This is a genomic window from Mesorhizobium sp. M4B.F.Ca.ET.058.02.1.1 (assembly GCF_003952505.1).
GTDB lineage: Bacteria > Pseudomonadota > Alphaproteobacteria > Rhizobiales > Rhizobiaceae > Mesorhizobium.
Map to the genome: position 1 here is coordinate 2,841,175 of NZ_CP034450.1, position 20,015 is coordinate 2,861,189.

Below are 20,015 nucleotides of genomic sequence, written 5' to 3' on the forward strand. Positions count from 1 at the left end.
AGAAGGACACTATGCCATGAGCCTGATCTACGTTCTCAACGGACCAAACCTCAACCTGCTTGGCAAACGCCAGCCACATATCTACGGGCATGAAACGCTCGCAGACGTAGCGGCGGACTGCCGCAAGCTGGCAGCCGACCTCGGCCATGAAATCCTCTTTCATCAGAGCAACCGGGAATACGAGATCATCGATTGGATTCATGAGGCGCGCGAGGACGGTGCGGGCATCGTCATCAACCCGGCAGCCTTCACCCATACCTCGATCGCGATCCTCGACGCTCTGAACACATTCGAGGGGCCTGTGATCGAGATCCACATCTCCAATGTGCACAAGCGCGAAAGCTTCCGACACCATTCGTTCGTTTCGCACCGCGCGGACGGCGTGATCTGCGGCCTTGGCACGGAAGGATACCAGCTTGCCATCCGACGTGCGGCGACAATGATCAAGGCGGCGGGCAAGTGCTGAGGTGACCATGACCCAACGGGTCAAGCTGGCCGTCGTTGGGGCAGGCCTCATCGGCAAGCGCCATATTCAGCACGTCCTGGCCGAGCCCTCGGCGCAACTCAGCGCCGTGGTCGATCCCACGCCGGTTGGCGAGACCATTGCCAAGGAAGCCGGCGTGAAGTGGTTTCCAGGCTTCGCGGACATGATTGCCGCAGACCGACCTGATGGGATCATCGTGGCTACGCCAAACCCGGCTCACGTCCAGAACGGGTTGGAAGCCGTTGAAGCCGGCATTCCTGCACTCATCGAGAAGCCAATCGCCGATGACATTGCATCCGGGGAAAAGCTGATCGCAGCGGCTGAGGCAAAAGGTGTTCCTCTTTTGACCGGTCATCACCGCCGACACAATCCGATGATGCAGAAGGCAAAGGAAATCATCGAAAGCGGAAAGCTTGGTCGCGTTCTTGTTGTCAATGCGATGTTCTGGCTATTCAAACCCGACGACTACTTCGACATCTCGTGGCGTCGTGAGCGCGGCGCGGGGCCGGTTTTCCTCAATCTCATCCACGATGTCGACAATCTGCGCTACCTTTTCGGCGATGTGGCTGCGGTTCAGGCACGCGAGTTCAACGCGGTGCGCGGCAACGCAGTTGAGGAAACGGCTGTGATCCTGATTGAGTTCAAGAACGGAGTGTTGGGAACTGCGACAGTCTCGGACGCAGTGGTCGCACCGTGGAGCTGGGAGATGACAACCGGAGAGAATCCGGCTTACCCCAAGACCGAGCAATCCTGTTACATGATCGGAGGGACGCACGGATCGCTGGCTGTTCCGTCGCTCGAGGTCTGGCGCAATCCTGGTAAACGGAGTTGGTGGGAACCCTTTGACCAAACGCGTATCGAGGTCGACGACGAGGACCCACTTGTTCTGCAGATCAGACAATTCTGCAAGGTGATCCGCGGAGACGAACCGCCGCTTGTCAGCGGGCGTGAGGGGCTCAAAACCTTGAGGGTGGTCGATGCGGTAAAACGCTCGGCGGCAACGGGAGAACGTATCGAGTTGAACTGACGCATGAGTAATGTGACCGCCTGCTCGCCCTTCGCGTCTCCTTGCTTCCGGTGCGATGAGACGCCGGCTCAACACCGCGCTTTTGGCGGAGGAACCGTCGCCGCCTTATCCCATGTGAATGTTTGCCGCTGGCGGTCGCCGCCTGAATCGAGCCTTGGCCAGGGCGCATTGTGCGCTGCCGCCGCCGCGCCTGAACCAGCAAAGTCCGGTGACGCACGACACGCCCCGGCGGGCCTGGTCAATGTGCAGCCCTCACCGGCACATGCACCACGGCCGCACAGCGTCGTCCCCCGCTGAACGCTCGACGCATCTGTATCCTTACAAAGCTATCTCGCTTGGCGCCGATCTCAATTGCGCTCGGCGCCAAGCGAATGACCTTTACTGCAACTTCGCCTGCAGCGCATTGACATCATCCGTCGTCATCTCGCCGTCGGTCGTCACATTGCCGTCGACGATCTTCCACAAGCGGAACGGACCGGTAATGTCGCCATATTTGTCGAAAGAAACCGGACCGATGACGCCTTCGTAGCGGATCGGCTTGCCGTCCTTGATCAGGCCGAGCGCTTTGGCGAATTCGTCCTTGCCGGCATAGATCGGCGTGCCGGCCGGATCGACCGCCTTGTACATGGCGTCCTTGATCTTGGCCGGGTCGTCGGAGCCGGCGATGGCGATGGCAAGCCCGACAATGGCGCCGGCGTCGTAGGAACGATCGGCGGCCGGGTTCGATGGCTCGATGCCTGAGAATTCCTTGTAGTTCTTGTTGAAATAATCGGTCGACGCGGTCGGGCTGGTGCCGGAGGAGGTGCCGTAGGCGTCCTCGAGATAGTCGGCGCCGACGGAATCGATGAAATCGGGACTGTTCATGCCGTCGTTGAGCAGGAACTTCTGCACCCCGCCCTGCGAGATCCAGGTGCGGGCGACGGTGGCGCCGTCGACCGGCGTGCTGACGAGATAGAGCCCGTCCGGTTCGCCGGCCATCGCCGCCGTGACTTCCGACGCATAGCTCGACTGCTTCTCGTTGTAGGGCGTGTCAGAGACGATAGTGCCGCCGAGCGCCTTATAGGCGCGCGAGAACTCGGCCACCATGTTGACGCCGAAGTCGTTGTTGACATGGATGACCGAGAGCTTCTTGAAGCCCTTGTCGATGGCGTATTTGGCGGCGGCCACGCCCTGCAGCGCATCCGAGGTGATGGTGCGGAAGAAGATGCCGTTGGTCTTGCCGTCGCGGCCGAGCGCGGTCAGCGTCGGCGACGAGGAAGCGGGTGAGACCTGGACGATCTTGGCTGGCGCGGTGACCGAGGTGAGGATCGGGATCGACACCGAGGAGATAATGCCGCCGATGATCACAGGCACCTTCTTGACCTGGACGAGCTGGGTCGCGGCATCGACCGCGACATTGCCTTGGCTCTGGCTGTCGCGCGTGTCGGTCGCAAGGTCGCAGCCGCGTACCCCACCCGCGGCATTGATGTCGCGGAAGGCCATCTCGACCGATTTGGCGCCGGCCTGGCCGTATTCGCCGGCGGGGCCTGTCAACTCCATGACGAGGCCGACGGTGATCTTGCAATCGGCGGCTTGAGCCGCACCTGCCAACGTGACGAGAGCGAGCGCGGCGGTGAATTTCAGTATCGTGTTTCTCATTGTTGTTCCCCTTGAGTTACTCGATTGTGGTCTGATGTCTTGAGCCTGTTCAGCGTTCCGGCACCTGCAACCAGGTCTCATGCAGATGTCGCCATTCGACGCCGTTTGGCGCCGATGAACTGGTGGTGAAGACGGCGCTCGACTGGCGGCGGCTGCGCTTGCCGCCGCGCAGCTGCGCCTCGACATAGAGGACGACGATCGTGTCGTCGGTTTGCCAGCCGGGCCGGATGTCCTCGATCGAGATGGCAAAGCCGTCATCGAAGGTGGCGCGGCTTTGTCTGACATGGTCGACGACCACATCGCGACCGAGGATCGCGCCGCTCGGCGCGATCATGGTCAAGCCTTCGCCCATGATGGCTTCGAAGCGACCGAAGTCGACGGTGTCGGCACGCGCGGCGACGAACCAGTCGACGAAGAAGCGATGCAGATCGACGATCTCGGTGCTGGCGCGGGAAAACAGCGAGGCCTGCTGGCTCATGGCGCTCACATCCGACCCGCGTTCAAATTGTAGTGCATGATCGAGCCGTGGCGGCCATGGCGGTCGCGCTCCAGCGTGTAGACGTCACCTTCGAGGCCGGGGCTTTGCGCGATCACGGCGCCGATCGTCGCCTTGTCGTCGGGGCTCAGTTGCACGTCCATGATTGCCGCATTGGCAAGCGCATGCGCCTGGTTGCGGGCGCCGACGATGACGGCCGCGACCTGCGGCTGTTCCAGCACCCAGGCGCTGGCGATCGTGGCGATGTCGACGCCGTGGCGATCGCCGGCCGTCTTCAATGCCCGCAGCAATTGCTGGAACAGGTCCCAACCGCCAAAGTCGTCGATGATAAGCTTGTATTTGACCAGCGATCGGTTTTCGAGCGGCGTCGCCGGTTCGGCAGCGCCAAGCCATCGATCGCTGAGGAAGCCGCCAGCTACGGAACCGTAGCAGAGGAAGCCGACGCCGTTCCTGGCGGCAAGGGCCGCAAGCCTGTCCGCCGGCCGCTGGTCGAGCACCGAATATTGTAGTTGCTGACTGACCAGCGGAATGCCTGCCGCGAGGATCTCGGCGAGCCGCGGCGTGTCGAAATTGGTGGTGCCGAGGTTGCGCACCTTGCCCTCGCGGCGCAGCTCGTCGAGCCAGGCCATGGCCTCGACATAGCGAGGCTGCGCATAATCCCACCAGTGGAACTGCACGAGATCGATGCGCTCGGTCTTCAGCCTGCGCAGCGACTGGTCGACGATGCTCCTGATATAGTCGCGGCTGATGCCGGCCAGCCGTTCGAGGTCGGGCACCAGCTTGGTGTGCACCTTCATCCTGGCGGCGGCATCAAGGCCGCGCTCGTTGGCGAGCCGCAGCCGCGCGGCGCCGAACAGCTCCTCGACGCCGGTGTAGATGTCGGCGCAGTCATAGGTGAAGATACCGGCGTCAAGAGTGGCGATCAGGTCGGCCACCGCCTGCTCGCGGTCTATCGCGCCATGACCGCCGGCCAGTTGCCAGCCGCCGCGGATGACGCGCGAGATGGTGTAGCCGGTGGCGAGTTCGAAAGTCCTGGCAGTCATTTGTGCTCCGTCTTCCCCGGCAGCGGCACCGCCGTCGTTTCGGCATGGCTGAACCGCCGCTTGGCCACCCTGACGATCCTGAGCCGGCTGGCGCAGTTCGGATCGGGACAGGCGATCTCGGCGTCCGACGTCATCCAGTCATTGGCGTGCGTCGGCCGCTGCTTGGCCGCCAGCAGCGGCAGCACGGCGGCTAGCGAATAGATCGAAAAGCCCTGCCCGGCCGGCAACGACAACATCTCGCCCTTTAGGTCGAAATAGTCGCCCGCCTTGGCGCCGCAATAGATCGGCTTGCCTTCGGGGATGACCGCCTCTACGCGAAGATCGAAGAGCTCGAAACTGTCGTCAGCCATTTGAGGCCTCCACCAGGCTGAAGGAGATGTCGGAGGCGCCGTTGCGGCGGATGACGGCGCAGGCAGTGGCGAACTGATCGCGCTCCTCGGCAACCACCTGCGCCACCACGCTGCCGGCGAGCCAGCCGATCGGGAACAGAAGCCGCGCGCCTGGCCCGTAGAACAGGCCGATGTCGAAGATGGCATTGGGGTTGCCGCCCCAGACGCGCCGCGGCACGTAGGACAGCACGATGTCGCCAGGCTGCGGCGTCAGCGTCGCGTTTTCTGCTGGCAGAGGCTGAGCATAGGCCTGGCCCGCAAGATCGGCAGCGGGAACCGGACAGGAGATTTCAGGCCCGGTCCACATCGCATGGATGCCGGGGATGATCCGCGGCCTACCGAGATAGGCACCCAGGAAAGCAACGTTTTCCGGCGCTTTCTCGGGCAGCAACAGCGCCGTCACGGAAAGCTTCGAGCGCGGCTCGGTGATCCTGATGGAAGTCATGTCTGGTCTTTCGCTGCCGATTGCAGCTTGTGGCGCAGGAAGGTGAACGGCCGGCTGATATCGGCGACAAGCGCTTCGCGCGCTGCCTGAGCGTCCTGCGTGGCCAGCGCCGTGACGATACGGCGGTGATACTGGGCTGTGTCGACCTCGCCGGCTTCCGAAAAGGCGTAGATGGCGACGCGGATGCAGGGGCCAGATTGCAGCCACAGGCTCTCGATCATCGGGATCAGCACCGCCGAGCCGCAGGACCGGTAGATTTCGAAATGAAAGCTCTGGTTCAGCGTCACTTCGCGATCGACATCCTTCTTGTGCTTGAGCGCGCGCATTTCGTCCCATTCGCCCAGAATGGTCTCGATGGTGGCGATCTGGCGCGGGCCCATGCGGGTCGCGGCCAGTGCAATCGCTTCGCCCTCGATCAGGATGCGAGCGCGCAAAAGATCGTCGATGCGTTCCAGCGTGATCGGCGGCACGCGCACCGAGCGGTTGGGCAGCGCTTCCAGGGCCTTTTCGGTGATCAGTCGTCCGAGCGCCTCGCGCACCGGCATGGTCGAGGTCACCAGCGCGTCGGCAAGGCCGCGGATGGTCAGCATCTGGCTTGGCTCGAACAGGCCGCCAATCAGAGCGCGGCGCAGCTCTGAATAGACCCGGTCCTGAACGGTCTCTCGGCCGACAGGCGCAAGCTGGGCGCCGATCGCATCGTTCTTCCGCTCGGCGGTAGCCTTCTGCATGGCGTTCCGATCCTGGCCCGTTTTTGGCCGGCTTCTCTTTTGACAAGGGCTTGGCCGTTTTCGGCTTGCGGATAAAATTAAAGCCGAATACCGTGATCAAAGCAAGTGTGATCACATATCAAAATTCAGAAAGCGACAACGATCGCTGCGGCCAGAGGGACTGATGATCGAGACGGCGACACAGCATGGGCCGGAGACCCGTGCGCCGGTTCTGACAGCGAGCAACCTCGTCAGGCGCTTCGGTGGTCTTGTCGCGGTCAACGACGTGTCGTTCGAGGTAGGGTCGGGCGAAATCCTCGGACTAATCGGTCCGAACGGCGCCGGAAAGACGACGATGTTCGACCTTCTGGCCGGCAGCATCCTGCCAACCAGCGGCGAGATCCGTCTCAACGGGACCCTGGTATCGGGCGAGGCCGCGCACCGCCGCATCGGACGTGGCCTCGGCCGCACCTTCCAGATTCCGCGGCCGCTGCCCAATTTGACGCTGATCGAGAACGTCATGCTTGCCGCGCAAGGGCAGACCGGCGAGCGGCTGCTTGCCAATTTCCTCACGCCGTGGCGGGTCGCCGCCGAGGAGAGAGCCGCCGCGAGGAAAGCCGCCGAGTTGCTGGAACTCGTCTCGCTGACCCGGCTGGCGCACGAGCCGGCACGCGTGCTTTCCGGCGGCCAGCGCAAGCTGCTCGAACTCGCCCGCGTGATGATGGCCGACCCGGCGATCATCCTGCTCGACGAGCCGGCGGCCGGCGTCAACGCCACCCTGCTCGAGGTCATCATCGACCGCATCCGCGACATCAACGAGAGCGGCATCACCTTCCTGTTGATCGAGCACAACATCGACATGGTGACGCGGCTTTGCCACCGCGTGCTGGTGATGGCGAGCGGCGAGCTCTTGTGCGAGGGCACCGCCGACGAGGTGGCGCGCGACCAACGCGTCATCGAGGCCTATCTCGGGGGCGCGGCATGAGTGAAGCCGTGCTTGACGTCAGTGAACTCGAGGCCGGCTACGAGCCTGGGGTGCCGATCGTGCGCGGCGCCTCGATCACTGTCAACAAGGGCGAGATCGTCGTCGTCCTCGGGCCGAACGGCGCCGGGAAGTCGAGCCTGATCAAGGCCGTCGCCGGCCTTGTTCCGATCAGCCGGGGCAAGGTGCTGCTCGATGGCAAGGACATCACCGCGGCGCCGGCGCACACCATGGTCCGCCTCGGCCTTGCCTTTGTGCCGCAGACCGAAAACGTCTTTCCAATGATGTCGGTGGAGGACAATCTGAAGGTCTCCTGCGGCATTTTCGAGCGGCGCGAGGCGCCGGGCCGTGTCGAAGAGATGTACGCCATGTTCCCCGACTTGGCGCGCCAGCGCCGAGCCGCGGCCGGCAATCTTTCCGGCGGGCAACGGCAAATGCTGGCCGTGGCGCGAGCGCTGATCGTCCATCCCAAGGTGCTGGTGCTCGATGAGCCGTCGGCCGGCCTGTCGCCGAAATTCGTGTCGATGGTGTTCGAAATGCTTTCGGCCATTCGCAAGTCCGGCGTCACCATCCTGCTGGTCGAACAGAACGCCAAGGCAGCGCTCGCCATCGGCGACCGCGCCTATGTGCTGGTCGAGGGCAAGGATCGCCATGAGGGCGTTGCCTCCGAACTATGGAACGATCCGGTTGTGGCCGAGCTCTATCTCGGCCAGCGCCCTCTCAGCACAAAGAAGACGGGGCACGCCGAGAACGGAGGCGCGGCATGAGTCTGCAATTTGTCGTCGACGGGTTGCTGACCGGCTCGATGATCGGCCTCGGAGCGATAGGCGTGACGCTGACCTACTCCATTCTGCGCTTCTCCAATTTTGCCCATGGCGACTTCATGGCCTGGGGCACCTATGCGACGCTCGCCGTCGTCAGCGCCATCGGCGCGATCTTCGGCAAGGTGGCGCCGATCGCGCCCCTCTCCTTCGGCTGGCCACTCCTGGTCGCACTTGTTGTCGGCATGGCCTTCACAGCGCTGCTGGCACTGCTCCTCGACAAGGTGCTGTTTTCGCGGCTGCGCGCGCAGGGCCAGGCGATCATCGTGGTGATGGCGAGCTTCGGCGCCTCGATGGCGCTGCGCAGCCTGCTCGAATTCACCTTCAGCTCGCGGCCGACCTATTTCAGCCGGGCGATCCAGATCGCCATGCCGGTCGGCTTCGGTATCCGCATCACGCCCGACCAGATCGCCTTGCTATTGCTGACCATCGTGCTGGTTCTCGGCGTGCATCTCCTGATGACGCGCACCCAGATCGGGCGCGCCATGCAGGCGCTCAGCCAGAATGCAGCTCTTGCCCGCATCGTCGGCATCGACGTCGCCGGCGTGGTGCGCGTCACCTGGATCCTTGGCGCGGCCCTTGCCTGCGTGGCCGGCGTGATGATCGGCATTTTGGTGCAGATCCGCCCCTTCATGGGTTTCGACATGCTGCTGCCGATGTTTGCCGCCGCCATCCTCGGCGGCATCGGCAGCATTCCGGGCGCAGTGCTCGGCGGCCTGATTATCGGAATCGCCGAAGCCGGGGCGGTGCAATTGATCGGCGCCGAATGGCGCGCCGCCGTGTCCTTCATCATCCTGATGGCGGTGCTTTTCGTGCGGCCGATCGGCCTTTTCGGAGTTCGGGAGAGATGATCGACCTCGTAGGCTACGGCGCATTCTTCCTGACCACCGCGCTGATCTTCTCGCTGGTGACGCTCGGGCTCAACCTGCAATGGGGGCTGACCGGCCTGTTCAATGTCGGGCTCGCCGGCTTCGTCGCCATCGGCGCCTACACCTCGGCCTTGCTGACCACGCCCGACGATGCCGCACGCGTGGGCGGCTTCGGCCTGCCGATCCTGGCCGGCTGGCTTGGCGCCATGGTCGTCGGCGGTATTGCCGCCGCGCTGACCGGCATCGCCACACTGCGTCTCAGGTCCGACTATCTTGCGATCACCACATTCGGCGTCGCCGTCGTCGTGCAACTGGTCGCGCTCAACGCACAAAAGCTCACCGGCGGCCCGTTCGGCATCGGCTTCATTCCGCGCCCCTTCGGCAGCCTCGCCGAGACCCCATTGCTGTTCAACCTCTCCAACCTTGCCATCGTCTGCGCGGTCACGCTGATCGTCTATCTGGCCCTGGAGCACCTGTCGCGCAGCCCGTGGGGGCGGGTGCTGAAGGCGCTGCGCGAGGACGAACGCGCGGCGATCTCGCTCGGCAAGAGCGCGCGCTTCTACCGGGTCCAGGCTTTTGCCGTCGGCGGCGCCGTCATGGCGCTGGCCGGCGCGTTGCAAGCGCATTTTACCGGTTTCATCGCGCCCGACAATTACCTGCCGATCCTGACCTTCCAGGTCTGGGTGATGCTGATCGTCGGCGGCTCGGGCAGCAATACCGGCGCCGTCGTCGGCAGCATCCTGGTGTGGGCGATATGGGCAGGATCGGGCACCATGACCAGCATCCTGTTCTCGCCCGAGCAGCAGGCACGCGCCGCTTCGCTGCAAATCGTCGCCATCGGCGTGATGCTGTGCGTCATCCTCCTGGTCCGGCCGAACGGCCTGTTCGGTGAACGGCCGCGGCGAATGCGCTTCGGCAAGCGAGCGAAGGCCACCGCCAGCGAGAGGTCCTGAACCCAATGGCGCGACAGGAAGCGCTTTCGTTGTGGCACGCGGTCAGTCGCGATCGCCTTCCCCGGCCAGCGCTGGAAGACAGGCTCGATGTCGACCTTGCCATCGTCGGCGGCGGCTTTACCGGTGTTTCGACGGCCCTGCATGCCGCCGCCAAAGGTCTTTCGGTGGCTGTCCTCGAAGCCGAAATCATCGCTTGGGGGGCGACCGGCCGTAATGCAGGCTTCGTCGTGCCGAACTTCGCCAAGATGGATCCGGACGCCATATCCGCGCATCTCGGCCCCCAGCGCGGCGAGCGGCTGATCGAATTCGCCGCCGGCAGCGCCGACCTCGTCTTCGGCCTCGTAGAGCGGCATGGCATCGCCTGCGACGCCGTGCAGAACGGCTGGATACAGGCGGCGCACTCATGGGCTGCTCTCGAAAAAATCCGATCCCGCGCCAGGCAATGGGCGGAGCGCGGCAGGCCGGCCGTGATGCTGGACCCCCAGCAGACCGAGGCGTTGACCGGTGCCTGTGGTTATGCCGGCGGTTGGATGGACCACTCGGGCGGGGTGCTCAATCCGGTCGAATTCGCGCGCGGCTTGGCCGATGCCGCCGAAAAGGCCGGCGCGCGGATTTTCGAGCACACGCGCGTCACATCGATCGACCGTGCGTCCGACGGCTGGACGCTGAAGACGCCTTCGGGTTCACTGCGTGCCGGCAAGGTGCTGATCGCCACCAACGCCTATGGCGGAGGGCTCAACCCGACACTGCGGCGGACCTATTTCCCGCTGAAGGTTTTCCAGATCGCGACACAGCCCTTGCCCCCGAAGGCGCGCCAGCGCCTGCTGCCAGGCGGCCAGGGTTTTTCCGACACCAGACGCAATCTCATCACCTTCCGCTTCGATGCCCAGAACCGGCTGATCAGCGGCGGCATGCATGTGGTGAGCGCGGGCGCCGACGGGCGCGTGCCGCAAATACTCTGGCGGCGAATAGCGCGGTGTCTGGAGCTGCCTGACCTGCCGCCGCTTGAGTATAGTTGGTCGGGGATCGCCGCCGTCGAACCGGATTTCCTGCCGCATCTGATCGACCTCGGCCCAAGTCTGATCGCCGCGCGCGCCTGCAACGGGCGCGGCATCGCCATGACCACGGCCATGGGCAAGGTGCTGGCCGACTGGGCGGCCGGGACAGAAGCGCGGAGCCTACAGCTGCCATTCGCGCCGGCAGCGCCGATCCCGTTCCACGGCCTGCTGCGCTATGCGCCCAACATGCTGTTGCCGTGGAGCATGCTGCGCGACCGGCTGGATCGGACTGGGTAGGGGAGGTTCCGACGGTCGCGGTGATCGCGACCTCGTCGCCGACTTTGATGCTGCCCTTCGCGCTACGCTAGCCGCAGCTGGCTGCGCATCCGCCGGATCGAGGCGTTCACCGCCTTTCTCGAGGCGGGCAACCGGAAGGCCTCCGACGTGATCGAGATATCGCCCGGCTGGACCGCTATTGGAAGGCGACCCGTCCGAACTATCGCTCGGTCGACTTCCCCGACTTCAAGCTCTCCCGCGACCGCACCGACGAGCAAATCTCCGTCGTCATCGCCGACCAGGGGCTGGATCATGTGCAGCGGCCGACGCCGGCGTCGTTTCCAGCATCGTCTTGCGGCCGAAGCGCTGGACGACGAAACGGCCAGCCTTCTGGCCCGGAATCTCGATCAGGTTATAGGTGATCCAAGACAGCAGGCTAACCGTTGGCAGGACAATGAGAAGGACGATCGCGAAGCGAAGCGGCGCCACCAGATCGTGGCCATATTGCGTGATGACGAAAGCCGCGACCGGTTGGAGAACCAACAGATGGATCAGGTAGATGCTGAAGGAAAGCTCTCCCATCAGATGAAAGAACCGGTTGCCGAGCGTCGTGGCTATCCTTGCTGCCACGACAGCCGCCATTCCCGGCAGCATCCGATAGAGCACAAGCGCAAAGAAGCCCATCACCAGCACTTCGCGTATCAGCAGCTTTCCCAGCCCATATTCGCCGCCATAGGGCAGCGCCGCCAACAGCATGGCCAACGCCAGATGGAGAATGGGCCGTAGCCGGCTCGGATGCAGAACGCCGGCCAAAAGCATCCCGCACAGGAATATCTGCATCTTCAGCGCCAGGAACGACGGCATCGGAAAATGCACCGACATTTGCCCCATCGCAAACACGACGAGGCCGCCGAGCGCCGCGATCAGCACGGCGCTCCGTATCCAGTCGAGCCTGCGGACAAGCAGCATGACGGCCGGAAAGACCGCGTAAAACTGCATCTCCAGCCCCAGGCTCCAGTCGGGAAGCGGCGTGCGGTAGGCGAAATTCGGCAACAGGCCAAACAGGAACAGAAGATGGGCGACGATGTTCTTCAGGCCGCTGTCGAGGTAACGCTCGGGCGCCTGATGCGATCTCAGCAGGAAGTCGTCGATGACCGTCCTGGATTCGTAGAGATAGGGCCCGAGCGCCAGCGCCAGGAAAAGCATGACATAGAACAGCGGCGCTATCCTGAAGTAGCGGCGTGTCCAGAATTTCAGCCAGGTCTCCGGACTTTGCCAAGGCTCCCTGTCCTGGCGAAGCTGGTAGTGGAACACCATCAGGAAACCGGACAGCATGATGAAGAGATCAACGCCGAGATCCGGTTCGCCCAGGACCGGAACACGCCAGCCGGTCAGAAGCAGACAGTGCCCGACAAGCACCCACATCGCGGCAAGCGCCCGAAGCCCGTCCAGGCATTCGACACGGGATCGGGTCATGCGAACTCCTTGAGAGCGGGAGCTTCAGCAATGCAAATCGTTCATCAAGGCAGGCCGGTGGCCGGGATGATACTGACACGCCAAAACCCCGTGCAGAAAACCCCGCCGCGAGGAGTTTCGAGCCGGTGCGCTGATATCGCAATGCAACAAATTTAACGCAGTGCAACATGAGCGGAGGTTTTGGGGGACCCGGGAGGAAAGGCGGAGGCCGGAACTGCCGATCTCCCCCTTGTGTCCCTCGCGGGCGAGATCAGCCATATCACCGCCGCTTCACCAGCCGCGCATGCCGGCGCCAGTACCACCAGTCCAGCACGCGCCGGCGAAAGCTTCGCTTCATCGCGGTCATGGCGTCAGACTCCGAGCAGCACGCGGCGACGGCCGGCGAGATCGCCGGGCGCGAGGTCGGTCTTGACCGTGGAGAGCGTGCCCTGGCGCTGCTCGAGCTCAGCCCGCAGCGCAGCCTCGCGCGCCTGCACGTCCTTGTCCTGCGCGGTCGGCGTCGGCGGCAGCGGCTTCAGTTCCGGCGGTTTTTGAAACAGACACATTTTTCCACGTTTCCCTTGTCCAGTCATAGAGGAAGAAATCTTCGCCGTTCTTGCCGTAGCCCGGCAGGCGGCAGCGTTGCGTGGCGCCGAGCCTGTCCAGCCAGCGCAAGGCAAGATTGTTCCCGGCAAGCGCCCTCGCCTCGACCCGCCAGGCGCCCCTGGCCGCGACCTGGGCCCAAGCACGGTATGAAAGAAGCGCGTGATCTGAGGCACGCAGCGCCGCGTGCGGCGCGTGCCCCAGCTCCAGGCGATCCACAGCCCGCCGCGCTGCTCGGCGGCGCCGAAGCCGGCCTCCGGATTGCCGTCGAGTTCGGCGACATGGGCAATGCCCTGCAGGGCAGTGAGCGCCAGCAGCGCCGGCGTCCAATGGTCGAGCTGGCATTCGATCTCGACCCGGTCTTCGGGGCGCAGGTTGGCGGCGATGTAGGAGAGATCGCGCAGCGTGGCGGGAATGATGCGGAGGGGCATGAGCGGGGACGCGTTTTGCGGGAGCCTCGGAGACCTTGACCGGCATCGCCGCCGGTGACCTACTTCGATCATCGAACGTGCACGTTATCTGCTATCCGACCGGAGGAGACGGGCGAATGGACATTCGATCGACGCTGACGGAGCTATGCGAGGCCTTCAACGCCCACGATCTCGATCGCATCATGGCGTGCTTTGCCGACGACTGCGTCCTGGAGATGCCGAGAGGCAACAAGCCATGGGGTTCCCGCTTCGAAGGCAAAGCGAAAGTTCGCGATGCGCTGGCTGCACGCTTCGAAGGCTTGCCCGATGTTCACTACGGCAACGGTGAGCATTTCGTGGACGCGACGGCCAATACCGGCATCTCGAAATGGCTCCTCACCGGCACTGCCCGCGACGGGACGAGAAAAGAAGTCCGCGGTTGCGACTTCTACACGTTCCGCGACGGCAAGGTGATCCGCAAGGACTCGTACTGGAAGATCGTCGAGTAGCAGCTGGGGCGGCAAACGAAACGCTCAACCGAATTGCGGTGACAGTGCACTATTTTATGGCTGATCAGTCCGAGTTAACATATGGCCGACAAATCGACGCGCCTCGTCTTCGACAGCCATAATGGTGCCTGACCGGCGTGTGGACGCAAAATCAAGCCCGGCAAAATAGATTCCGGGAACCGGGGCAATGCCATCTTCGTGAACCGGCTGACGTCGCTCGTCGAGAACGCCGGGTATATCGATCCAGCTGAAGTCGCCCTCGAAGCCCGTGCACCAGACAATCGCTGAAATGTTCCGCTCAACGAGATCGAGCGACAGAATGGGGGCCGGGGTAGGCGCGGAGCGACCGCCTCCGCCTCGTCCTCAACGGGCGCGGGAGCGTTGAGACCATTACATCTGATAAATTCATCGATACGGCTTTTGAACTGCGCGGAAATCTCGTCGCCGAACCGAATGTTTTCGAGAACGTCGTCGGTGAAGACGAGCCGACCGCTATCCACTCCGACAAATCGTCCCAGCAGCACAACGCCCTGCGCGCTGAGAGACTGCAAGCTTATCGTGTGCAACGCGCCAAGCATGGGCCGAGCGGCAACGCGGCCGGACGGATCGACGAAATCCTTGCGGGGCACGTCAAACAATCCGGTCTTCACCAACCACACGGCAATGTCGTGCCCGCGATAGCGTCGTGGCAGACGGCCAATATGGCCCGCCGCAAGATAAGTCTCCCTGCCCGCCAGGATCAGGTCTTCGGCGATCTGGCAACCTGACTGTGCGCTGCCGACGACAAGCACGGCTCCGGCTGGAAGGTCGCCGGCATTACGGAAGTCTGAAGCGTCAAGCTGCACTGGCCCGCCCCTCAACGCGGAGGCCGAAGGCGGCCGACGCGGGCGGTTCAGGCTGCCGCTGGCGACAACCACGTTTTTCGCCAGCCACGTCTGCTCCGGCGTCACGACGCGAAAGACCCCGTTACTTGCTTCCAGTTTTGTGACCGAGACGCCGGTGCGAACCGGCAGTCGGCGCCGCCGCGCATAGTCCTCGAGCAGCGTCACAAACCCTGTATGCGTCATAAACCCTTCAGGGTCCGCGCCATCGTAACTATCGCCGGGCATCACGCTGTACATGTTGGGAAGATTGAAGTGGAACGAGTCCCAACGTTGGGTCCGCCACGTTTCGCCGACGCGCCCGCGCTCCAGGACGCAGTGCCGCATATCGGCCTGCGCCAGCGCATAGCTGACGCCGAGACCGGCCCACCCAGCGCCCACGACCACGGCATCAAGAACGCCCGCTTCGTCCATGGCAGCTTCCTCCCACGGTAAGTATTATCATGGAAGGCGGGAAAACGGGCAAGCAAGACGGACATCTGGCGGTGGTCAGCAACCACTGACTTAGTCGAAAATGACCCGCGTCGCACAGCCAAGCTGGAACGGGACGGATTCGAACCTCGTCATGGGAATGCGAGAGGTGGTTCGCCCAGGTCAGTAACAATGTGTCGAGGCGGAGTTCGGTCCGCGGCTCACTCCGCGGGCGGCGTGCCGGCCATGCGCCTGTCAATTCGCACCGTCTTCAACAGCGTCTCATGCGGTGATCGCACGATGGCGATATCAGCAGGCCGACGATGCTTAGATGCAGCCGCTCCGCTGCCGCCAGGAATTGGCTTAGTTGCTCGGTGCTGCTTGGTGGTCGCCTTAGTAAAGGGCGGCCTATGCTAAGTTGCCACCGAATGTTGTCAGGCGGCGTCCGATTCCGTATATCCCGCAGGCTGCTTCACCCCGCCCGTGCCATCGCACTCAGCGCATGTCACGGTAATTCCAGGACATCTGTGCCGATGCGTGCCCGCCGGGCAGCAATGACCGTTCGAGCTTCGCCATCTCGCACAATCGAACATCGTGCCGGTACCGCCGCAGCCTTGGCACTCGCCAATCTTAAATAACGCCAACCCCATTTTCGGCCAACCCTGCATGCGCTGCCTGGCAACGCCGCTACCCACGTTTAGACCGCAGCGGGTCCCCACCCCCTGATGACATTACCGTAGGGCAATTAAGGATTTTCTAAAACAGGGAATCTGGGAGTTGTCTCCAATCCCTGTTGAAATGCCGCAAATTGTTCTGGGAAACGAGGGGCGAGATACCGCACCACCTTGGGACTGTCCATCAGGCGGTTGATATACCCTCGCGCCGCCAAAAGTTCGAGACTCCACGAGCCCCAGCGCTCGGCGGCGTTTCGGAACTCCTGGCTCAACTCGGCAAACTCAATTTCCATAGCGGTCAACCGTACGGCATCAATGCCAGCGAACTGCCATCGCGGCGTCGAAGGGTCCGCAAGCTGTGACTGCGGCGTGAGGGCGATGAAAACCCTTGCGGTATTGAGCTTTACCCTTTCCAGCGCAACCATGAGTTGGGCGATCTCGATCTGCCGGCTTGGCACGACCTGGCGCAGCAGGCCGAACATTTTTGGCGGAACGACGCAATCCTGCAAAAGCTCAAGGACTTCCGGGCAAATTCCTCCGATAAGCTGCTTGCTCGTCGTTTCGCTTTGGTTCGGTTTCGCTTCGGCGATGGGGGCAGTCAGGCCCACAATTCTATCCGCCAGTGTCGCTGGCATCAGCACGAAACCTTCCGACTTCAGCAGGTCTCGAAACATGTCAACGGCCAGCAACTGGCGGAATGCTTGCACAACGATATCTAGCCGCTCCCGCAACGCTTTCGCCTCGCCAATGAAGCACCGCATTCGATCGGTCAGCTTTCTATACGTCTTAACAAACGGGTACTTCTTCAGCGTCCTGGCCGGCTCGCGCAAATCGCCCGTTAGATGAATTGCATGTCGGCTGCTCTTCAAGATGGGAGAGGCTTCAGCTTGCGTCATGCTGCTCTTCCGATGGGTGCCCGTTTTGCCAATTCGACCAACGGCGCCAGAGACGGGAATAGGAAGGCGTCAAGGCGCACGCCGTTGTTTGGGGAAAGCATGGGCGGTGCCTGCTCGGCTTCCCAGGCCGGCGCAATGAAATAATCGCGAACCGTTGCATTATCGGGCAGCACCCGGATCAGCACCGAAACGTCACCCCCCAACAGCCGGCGCTTGCGGAATGGCCAGTGAGAGTATCCGTAAGGCGAGGGCCGGCAGCGGGCGATCCACATGGCGATAGTGAATTCCTCATTGACCCTCACAAGCTTGGCATTGGAGTCGTAATCGGCCACGCCTCCGGCGTGGCCGATTGCCGCCACAAGATCCTGAATGATTTCAAGCCGTCGCCGATGAAGCTGGGTTATGACGTTGAAGTAGCGGTAGTTCGCCGACGCCTCATATCCAACCAGGTCGTAAGCCGCCTGCAGCGTTCCGAAGCGATGGATGTACATGCTTTTCGTCGAAAGGCCGGGCGTCGCGTTGATAATTGAGCCCGAGAGCGATCCTCGTTCATTTAGAAGCTTGGAAAGGTCGGCTAGCAACTGAACGTTGCTGATACGGGTCGCACGCGTCTTTGCAACGGCTCGGGCACGCTCGAAAAGCTTTTGGCTTATCAGCGGCACCGACACGTTGTCCGCACGAATCCATGCACTGGGTGGATTCTTCACCCTTCTGGTATGCAGCCTTTCGGACGTCCGGTTCCAGACATTGTTGCCGATGTACTTCTCATTGGTCAGGATCGAGCGCACGGACGCGGTCGTCCACAGCCGGTCCAGGTCCGTGACGATGCCGCGCTCGTTCAAATCTCTCGCGATTTGGACTTCAAGCCTGCCCTTCACAAACTGCTTGAAGATCCAGCGCACCGTCGCGATTTCCGCTTCGGGTCCGGGCACAAGGATGACACGGTCGGACGCCAGGGCCTTCCATTCATTGCGCTTGAGGACTGCTTTCGGCTTTCCTGCAGCATCGACGAGCAGGCGCCGCAAACCATAGCCAGCGTAACCGCCGCCGCGAAAGCCCATCTTGACCGCTCGGGTTTGACCGAGGAAGGTCTTCTGCGAGAGCATCCGGCTCAGCTCGGCGGCTATGCTGCGTTTGATGGCTTTCAGCACATCGGATCCGACGCTGCCGTCATTCGCAAACTGCTCGGCGCAGTACTCGATCCGCACGCCGGCCATTTGGCATCGGTATTCATACGAAGCGCTTTCATCTATGTTCTGAAAGCGCCCCCAGCGGCTGACATCGTACACGACGACCGTTTCGAAATCCGCTTGCCCGTTTTCAACATCCTCCAACAGCCGGCGCAGCCCCGGCCGTCTTTCAATGTTCAGGCCGCTTCTGCCGGCGTCCTCATAGGTGGCGACAATGTCGTAACCCATGAGGTCGGCATAGACCTCGATAGCATCCCTCTGATTTTCAATGGAGTAAGTTTGCCGGTCGATTGACATACGCAGATATTGCGCCGCGCGAATACGTCGCCTCCCCGAAGGAGGGCCGCCAGTCGCTGCACCCTTGTTCATCGCCTCGCGCCGTCGTACCGATACTTCAGTCTAGCAATTGGCGACATGCGGCTTGGTTAGGAATAACGGTCCATTTTATGTCGAATTCCTCACTTCTTTCGAGGAGCATCGACTCAGGCGCGGAGGATTTGCGGCACTACATCGGACTGATCCACAAGGAAGCGGACAGCGACTTCGGCGTATCCTTCCCGGACTTTCCAGACGTGCGGGTCAACGTCACCATGCCGGAGGATGTCCTCCACCAGATCAACCAATATGCGGAACGTCATGGTTGCAGTCGCTCCGGCTTTCTGACTGCCGCTGCGAAAATGGCGATGCGGACCGAGGCGGCCTTGCGCTTTCGCAACCTGAATCAAGTCGAAACGTTATCGTGCTGTTCGCGCAGGGCGTTTGCGGTTTGGCGACCACGATCCTCAAGAGCCGAGAAACCATGTCTTACTTCGTGAGGAACACCGCCTACGTTCCGCCGCAATGCGCCAGCAACTGGCAACCATTCGCCCCCAATTTCAGTCTCTGGGGCGCTTCAGAGGAGTTCTAGAGATGATCATCAAGAAGGCTATTCTGGCCGTGCTCATAACCGCGGCCCTTGCCGGCTGCGAGACGCAGACCGAAAGCCAGCAGCGGGCCACCACCGGCGCGCTGGTCGGCGGCGCCGGCGGCGCGCTGGTCGGCCAGGCGATCGGCGGCAACACCAAGAGCACGGTCATCGGCGCGGCCGGCGGCGCGCTGCTCGGCGCGGTCGTCGGCTCGGCCACGACGCCGCAGCGCCGCGGCGAGCAGCTTTGCCGCTACCAGGATCGCTACGGCCGCATCTACACCGCGCCCTGCGACGACCGGTACTACAACGGCGACTATTGATCCCAGACACTTGGCTGGGGAGGCCGGCGTTTTGGGCGCTGGCCTCCTCGTAGCGCCATTCATTTGTACGGTTCTCGATGTAGAAGGAGTCTGGCGGCGGGACCTCCGGAGAAGGTATGACGACAAGCCTTGCCGGCACCCTGAAAAACCGAAGCAAGCAAGCGGTGAAGCGGCTGATCGGCTACGACAGCCGCTGGCTGCGCATCCGCCAGATCGAGGCGCTCAGCGCTTTCTCGAGGCTGGCAACAGCAAGGCCTCCGACGTGATCGAGATCTCGCCGGGCTGGAATCGCTGTTGGACAGTGATGTGCCTGAACTATCGCTCGGTCGACTTCCCCGACATCGATATCTGCCAGCACCGCACCGACGAGCAATTCTCCGTCGTTATCGCCGACCAGGTGCTGGAGCATGTGCAGCGGCCGGGGGCGGTGGAGATTTGTAGGTGCTCCACCCGCATCCTTCGGCCCCTGGACATTGAAAGCTCGGCTACTTCTTGGGGGATACTTTCCGATTCCATCGCCAACATCACAATCGAATGGGTCTCGATGTGGCCGTAGGACGGAAACCACATTTCCGTTCGAACGTTCAAGCGAGATGGACACAGTCGAGATCGCCTCCCGGACCGCCGCCGT

22 protein-coding genes and 1 pseudogene are annotated in these 20,015 nt (G+C 62.7%); 12 read left to right on the forward strand and 11 right to left on the reverse strand.

Features of this window, described 5'->3' with window-relative positions:
• Positions 1–16 precede the first annotated feature (16 nt).
• Positions 17–466: a type II 3-dehydroquinate dehydratase gene (aroQ, locus tag EJ073_RS14040; RefSeq protein ID WP_126056264.1), complete on the forward strand. Its 450-nt coding sequence runs from the start codon at positions 17–19 to the stop codon at positions 464–466.
• Positions 467–473: 7 nt separating this feature from the next.
• Positions 474–1,511 (forward strand): Gfo/Idh/MocA family oxidoreductase, encoded by a 1,038-nt coding sequence (locus EJ073_RS14045; protein WP_126056265.1) that lies wholly within the window; start codon positions 474–476, stop codon positions 1,509–1,511.
• 378 nt (positions 1,512–1,889) lie between these two features.
• Here EJ073_RS14045 and EJ073_RS14050 read toward each other — a convergent pair whose 3' ends face one another.
• From EJ073_RS14050 to EJ073_RS14075, 6 genes are read right to left on the reverse strand one after another with little or no spacing between them, the layout of a single operon-like run.
• Positions 1,890–3,149, reverse strand: coding sequence for an ABC transporter substrate-binding protein (locus EJ073_RS14050; protein ID WP_126056266.1), 1,260 nt, complete (start codon positions 3,147–3,149; stop codon positions 1,890–1,892).
• A 49-nt stretch (positions 3,150–3,198) separates the two neighbouring features.
• Positions 3,199–3,627: a hypothetical protein gene (locus EJ073_RS14055; RefSeq protein ID WP_126056267.1), complete on the reverse strand. Its 429-nt coding sequence runs from the start codon at positions 3,625–3,627 to the stop codon at positions 3,199–3,201.
• Between the two features lie 5 nt (positions 3,628–3,632).
• Positions 3,633–4,688, reverse strand: a complete 1,056-nt coding sequence (locus EJ073_RS14060) for an aldo/keto reductase (RefSeq protein WP_126056268.1) — start codon at positions 4,686–4,688, stop codon at positions 3,633–3,635.
• The gene (locus EJ073_RS14065; RefSeq protein WP_126056269.1) at positions 4,685–5,038 is read right to left on the reverse strand and encodes a TIGR04076 family protein; all 354 of its coding nucleotides are present in this window, start codon (positions 5,036–5,038) and stop codon (positions 4,685–4,687) included. The genes EJ073_RS14060 and EJ073_RS14065 overlap by 4 nt, the downstream gene beginning before the upstream one ends.
• Complete coding sequence (locus EJ073_RS14070; protein ID WP_126056270.1) at positions 5,031–5,522, reverse strand: DUF3830 family protein; 492 nt, start codon at positions 5,520–5,522, stop codon at positions 5,031–5,033. The genes EJ073_RS14065 and EJ073_RS14070 overlap by 8 nt, the downstream gene beginning before the upstream one ends.
• Entirely contained in the window at positions 5,519–6,250 is a 732-nt protein-coding gene (locus EJ073_RS14075) for a GntR family transcriptional regulator (RefSeq protein WP_126056271.1), read from the reverse strand. Before EJ073_RS14075 ends, EJ073_RS14070 begins: the two co-directional genes overlap by 4 nt.
• A 163-nt stretch (positions 6,251–6,413) precedes the next feature.
• Between EJ073_RS14075 and EJ073_RS14080 the strand changes: the two genes are divergently transcribed.
• Genes EJ073_RS14080 through EJ073_RS14100 form a run of 5 tightly spaced genes read left to right on the forward strand, consistent with a single transcriptional unit; the run spans position 6,414 to position 11,149 of the window.
• Positions 6,414–7,214, forward strand: a complete 801-nt coding sequence (locus EJ073_RS14080) for an ABC transporter ATP-binding protein (RefSeq protein ID WP_126056272.1) — start codon at positions 6,414–6,416, stop codon at positions 7,212–7,214.
• Positions 7,211–7,978: an ABC transporter ATP-binding protein gene (locus EJ073_RS14085; RefSeq protein ID WP_126056273.1), complete on the forward strand. Its 768-nt coding sequence runs from the start codon at positions 7,211–7,213 to the stop codon at positions 7,976–7,978. The genes EJ073_RS14080 and EJ073_RS14085 overlap by 4 nt, the downstream gene beginning before the upstream one ends.
• Entirely contained in the window at positions 7,975–8,883 is a 909-nt protein-coding gene (locus tag EJ073_RS14090; protein WP_126056274.1) for a branched-chain amino acid ABC transporter permease, read from the forward strand. The genes EJ073_RS14085 and EJ073_RS14090 overlap by 4 nt, the downstream gene beginning before the upstream one ends.
• The gene (locus EJ073_RS14095) at positions 8,880–9,854 is read left to right on the forward strand and encodes a branched-chain amino acid ABC transporter permease (protein ID WP_189363233.1); all 975 of its coding nucleotides are present in this window, start codon (positions 8,880–8,882) and stop codon (positions 9,852–9,854) included. The genes EJ073_RS14090 and EJ073_RS14095 overlap by 4 nt, the downstream gene beginning before the upstream one ends.
• Positions 9,855–9,859: 5 nt before the next feature.
• Positions 9,860–11,149, forward strand: coding sequence for an FAD-dependent oxidoreductase (locus EJ073_RS14100; protein ID WP_189375256.1), 1,290 nt, complete (start codon positions 9,860–9,862; stop codon positions 11,147–11,149).
• A 267-nt stretch (positions 11,150–11,416) separates the two neighbouring features.
• Here the strand turns inward: EJ073_RS14100 and EJ073_RS14110 are convergent, their stop codons facing one another.
• Together EJ073_RS14110 and EJ073_RS14115 are read right to left on the reverse strand one after the other, a co-directional pair.
• Entirely contained in the window at positions 11,417–12,604 is a 1,188-nt protein-coding gene (locus tag EJ073_RS14110; RefSeq protein WP_126056276.1) for an acyltransferase, read from the reverse strand.
• A gap of 350 nt (positions 12,605–12,954) precedes the next feature.
• Complete coding sequence (locus EJ073_RS14115) at positions 12,955–13,617, reverse strand: hypothetical protein (RefSeq protein ID WP_245455586.1); 663 nt, start codon at positions 13,615–13,617, stop codon at positions 12,955–12,957.
• Between the two features lie 35 nt (positions 13,618–13,652).
• Here EJ073_RS14115 and EJ073_RS14120 point away from each other — a divergent pair, with 35 nt between their 5' ends.
• The gene (locus EJ073_RS14120) at positions 13,653–14,105 is read left to right on the forward strand and encodes a nuclear transport factor 2 family protein (RefSeq protein ID WP_245455588.1); all 453 of its coding nucleotides are present in this window, start codon (positions 13,653–13,655) and stop codon (positions 14,103–14,105) included.
• A 74-nt stretch (positions 14,106–14,179) separates the two neighbouring features.
• On the opposite strand, the gene EJ073_RS14125 is transcribed toward EJ073_RS14120, so the two are convergent.
• The 3 genes from EJ073_RS14125 to EJ073_RS14140 form a co-directional block, all read right to left on the reverse strand.
• Positions 14,180–15,400 (reverse strand): NAD(P)/FAD-dependent oxidoreductase, encoded by a 1,221-nt coding sequence (locus tag EJ073_RS14125; protein WP_348627260.1) that lies wholly within the window; start codon positions 15,398–15,400, stop codon positions 14,180–14,182.
• 742 nt (positions 15,401–16,142) lie between these two features.
• The gene (locus tag EJ073_RS14135) at positions 16,143–16,967 is read right to left on the reverse strand and encodes a plasmid partitioning protein RepB C-terminal domain-containing protein (RefSeq protein ID WP_126056277.1); all 825 of its coding nucleotides are present in this window, start codon (positions 16,965–16,967) and stop codon (positions 16,143–16,145) included.
• A complete protein-coding gene (locus EJ073_RS14140; RefSeq protein WP_126056278.1) occupies positions 16,964–18,526 on the reverse strand; it encodes a recombinase family protein in 1,563 nt (520 codons plus the stop codon). Before EJ073_RS14140 ends, EJ073_RS14135 begins: the two co-directional genes overlap by 4 nt.
• Before the next feature lie 128 nt (positions 18,527–18,654).
• On the opposite strand from EJ073_RS14140, the pseudogene EJ073_RS14145 reads away from it, so the two are divergent.
• The 4 genes and pseudogenes from EJ073_RS14145 to EJ073_RS32940 form a co-directional block, all read left to right on the forward strand.
• A pseudogene (locus EJ073_RS14145) lies at positions 18,655–18,855 on the forward strand (type II toxin-antitoxin system HicB family antitoxin); the annotation flags it as partial.
• Between the two features lie 211 nt (positions 18,856–19,066).
• On the forward strand, positions 19,067–19,384 hold the full coding sequence (locus tag EJ073_RS14150; protein WP_126056279.1) for a YMGG-like glycine zipper-containing protein: 318 nt from the start codon (positions 19,067–19,069) through the stop codon (positions 19,382–19,384).
• Positions 19,385–19,500: 116 nt separating this feature from the next.
• Positions 19,501–19,650, forward strand: a complete 150-nt coding sequence (locus EJ073_RS32935; RefSeq protein WP_348627261.1) for a hypothetical protein — start codon at positions 19,501–19,503, stop codon at positions 19,648–19,650.
• Positions 19,647–19,940, forward strand: coding sequence for a hypothetical protein (locus EJ073_RS32940; RefSeq protein ID WP_348627262.1), 294 nt, complete (start codon positions 19,647–19,649; stop codon positions 19,938–19,940). Before EJ073_RS32935 ends, EJ073_RS32940 begins: the two co-directional genes overlap by 4 nt.
• Positions 19,941–20,015: the final 75 nt, after the last annotated feature.

What these genes read in the sequence shown, in the direction of transcription:
- aroQ (WP_126056264.1), top strand. Translation starts at nt 17, where the DNA reads ATGAGCCTGATCTACGTTCTCAACGGACCAAACCTCAACCTGCTTGGC.
- EJ073_RS14045 (WP_126056265.1), top strand. Translation starts at nt 474, where the DNA reads ATGACCCAACGGGTCAAGCTGGCCGTCGTTGGGGCAGGCCTCATCGGC.
- EJ073_RS14050 (WP_126056266.1), bottom strand. Translation starts at nt 3,149, where the DNA reads ATGAGAAACACGATACTGAAATTCACCGCCGCGCTCGCTCTCGTCACG.
- EJ073_RS14055 (WP_126056267.1), bottom strand. Translation starts at nt 3,627, where the DNA reads ATGAGCCAGCAGGCCTCGCTGTTTTCCCGCGCCAGCACCGAGATCGTC.
- EJ073_RS14060 (WP_126056268.1), bottom strand. Translation starts at nt 4,688, where the DNA reads ATGACTGCCAGGACTTTCGAACTCGCCACCGGCTACACCATCTCGCGC.
- EJ073_RS14065 (WP_126056269.1), bottom strand. Translation starts at nt 5,038, where the DNA reads ATGGCTGACGACAGTTTCGAGCTCTTCGATCTTCGCGTAGAGGCGGTC.
- EJ073_RS14070 (WP_126056270.1), bottom strand. Translation starts at nt 5,522, where the DNA reads ATGACTTCCATCAGGATCACCGAGCCGCGCTCGAAGCTTTCCGTGACG.
- EJ073_RS14075 (WP_126056271.1), bottom strand. Translation starts at nt 6,250, where the DNA reads ATGCAGAAGGCTACCGCCGAGCGGAAGAACGATGCGATCGGCGCCCAG.
- EJ073_RS14080 (WP_126056272.1), top strand. Translation starts at nt 6,414, where the DNA reads ATGATCGAGACGGCGACACAGCATGGGCCGGAGACCCGTGCGCCGGTT.
- EJ073_RS14085 (WP_126056273.1), top strand. Translation starts at nt 7,211, where the DNA reads ATGAGTGAAGCCGTGCTTGACGTCAGTGAACTCGAGGCCGGCTACGAG.
- EJ073_RS14090 (WP_126056274.1), top strand. Translation starts at nt 7,975, where the DNA reads ATGAGTCTGCAATTTGTCGTCGACGGGTTGCTGACCGGCTCGATGATC.
- EJ073_RS14095 (WP_189363233.1), top strand. Translation starts at nt 8,880, where the DNA reads ATGATCGACCTCGTAGGCTACGGCGCATTCTTCCTGACCACCGCGCTG.
- EJ073_RS14100 (WP_189375256.1), top strand. Translation starts at nt 9,860, where the DNA reads ATGGCGCGACAGGAAGCGCTTTCGTTGTGGCACGCGGTCAGTCGCGAT.
- EJ073_RS14110 (WP_126056276.1), bottom strand. Translation starts at nt 12,604, where the DNA reads ATGACCCGATCCCGTGTCGAATGCCTGGACGGGCTTCGGGCGCTTGCC.
- EJ073_RS14115 (WP_245455586.1), bottom strand. Translation starts at nt 13,617, where the DNA reads ATGCCCCTCCGCATCATTCCCGCCACGCTGCGCGATCTCTCCTACATC.
- EJ073_RS14125 (WP_348627260.1), bottom strand. Translation starts at nt 15,400, where the DNA reads ATGGACGAAGCGGGCGTTCTTGATGCCGTGGTCGTGGGCGCTGGGTGG.
- EJ073_RS14135 (WP_126056277.1), bottom strand. Translation starts at nt 16,967, where the DNA reads ATGACGCAAGCTGAAGCCTCTCCCATCTTGAAGAGCAGCCGACATGCA.
- EJ073_RS14140 (WP_126056278.1), bottom strand. Translation starts at nt 18,526, where the DNA reads ATGAACAAGGGTGCAGCGACTGGCGGCCCTCCTTCGGGGAGGCGACGT.
- EJ073_RS14150 (WP_126056279.1), top strand. Translation starts at nt 19,067, where the DNA reads ATGATCATCAAGAAGGCTATTCTGGCCGTGCTCATAACCGCGGCCCTT.
- EJ073_RS32935 (WP_348627261.1), top strand. Translation starts at nt 19,501, where the DNA reads ATGACGACAAGCCTTGCCGGCACCCTGAAAAACCGAAGCAAGCAAGCG.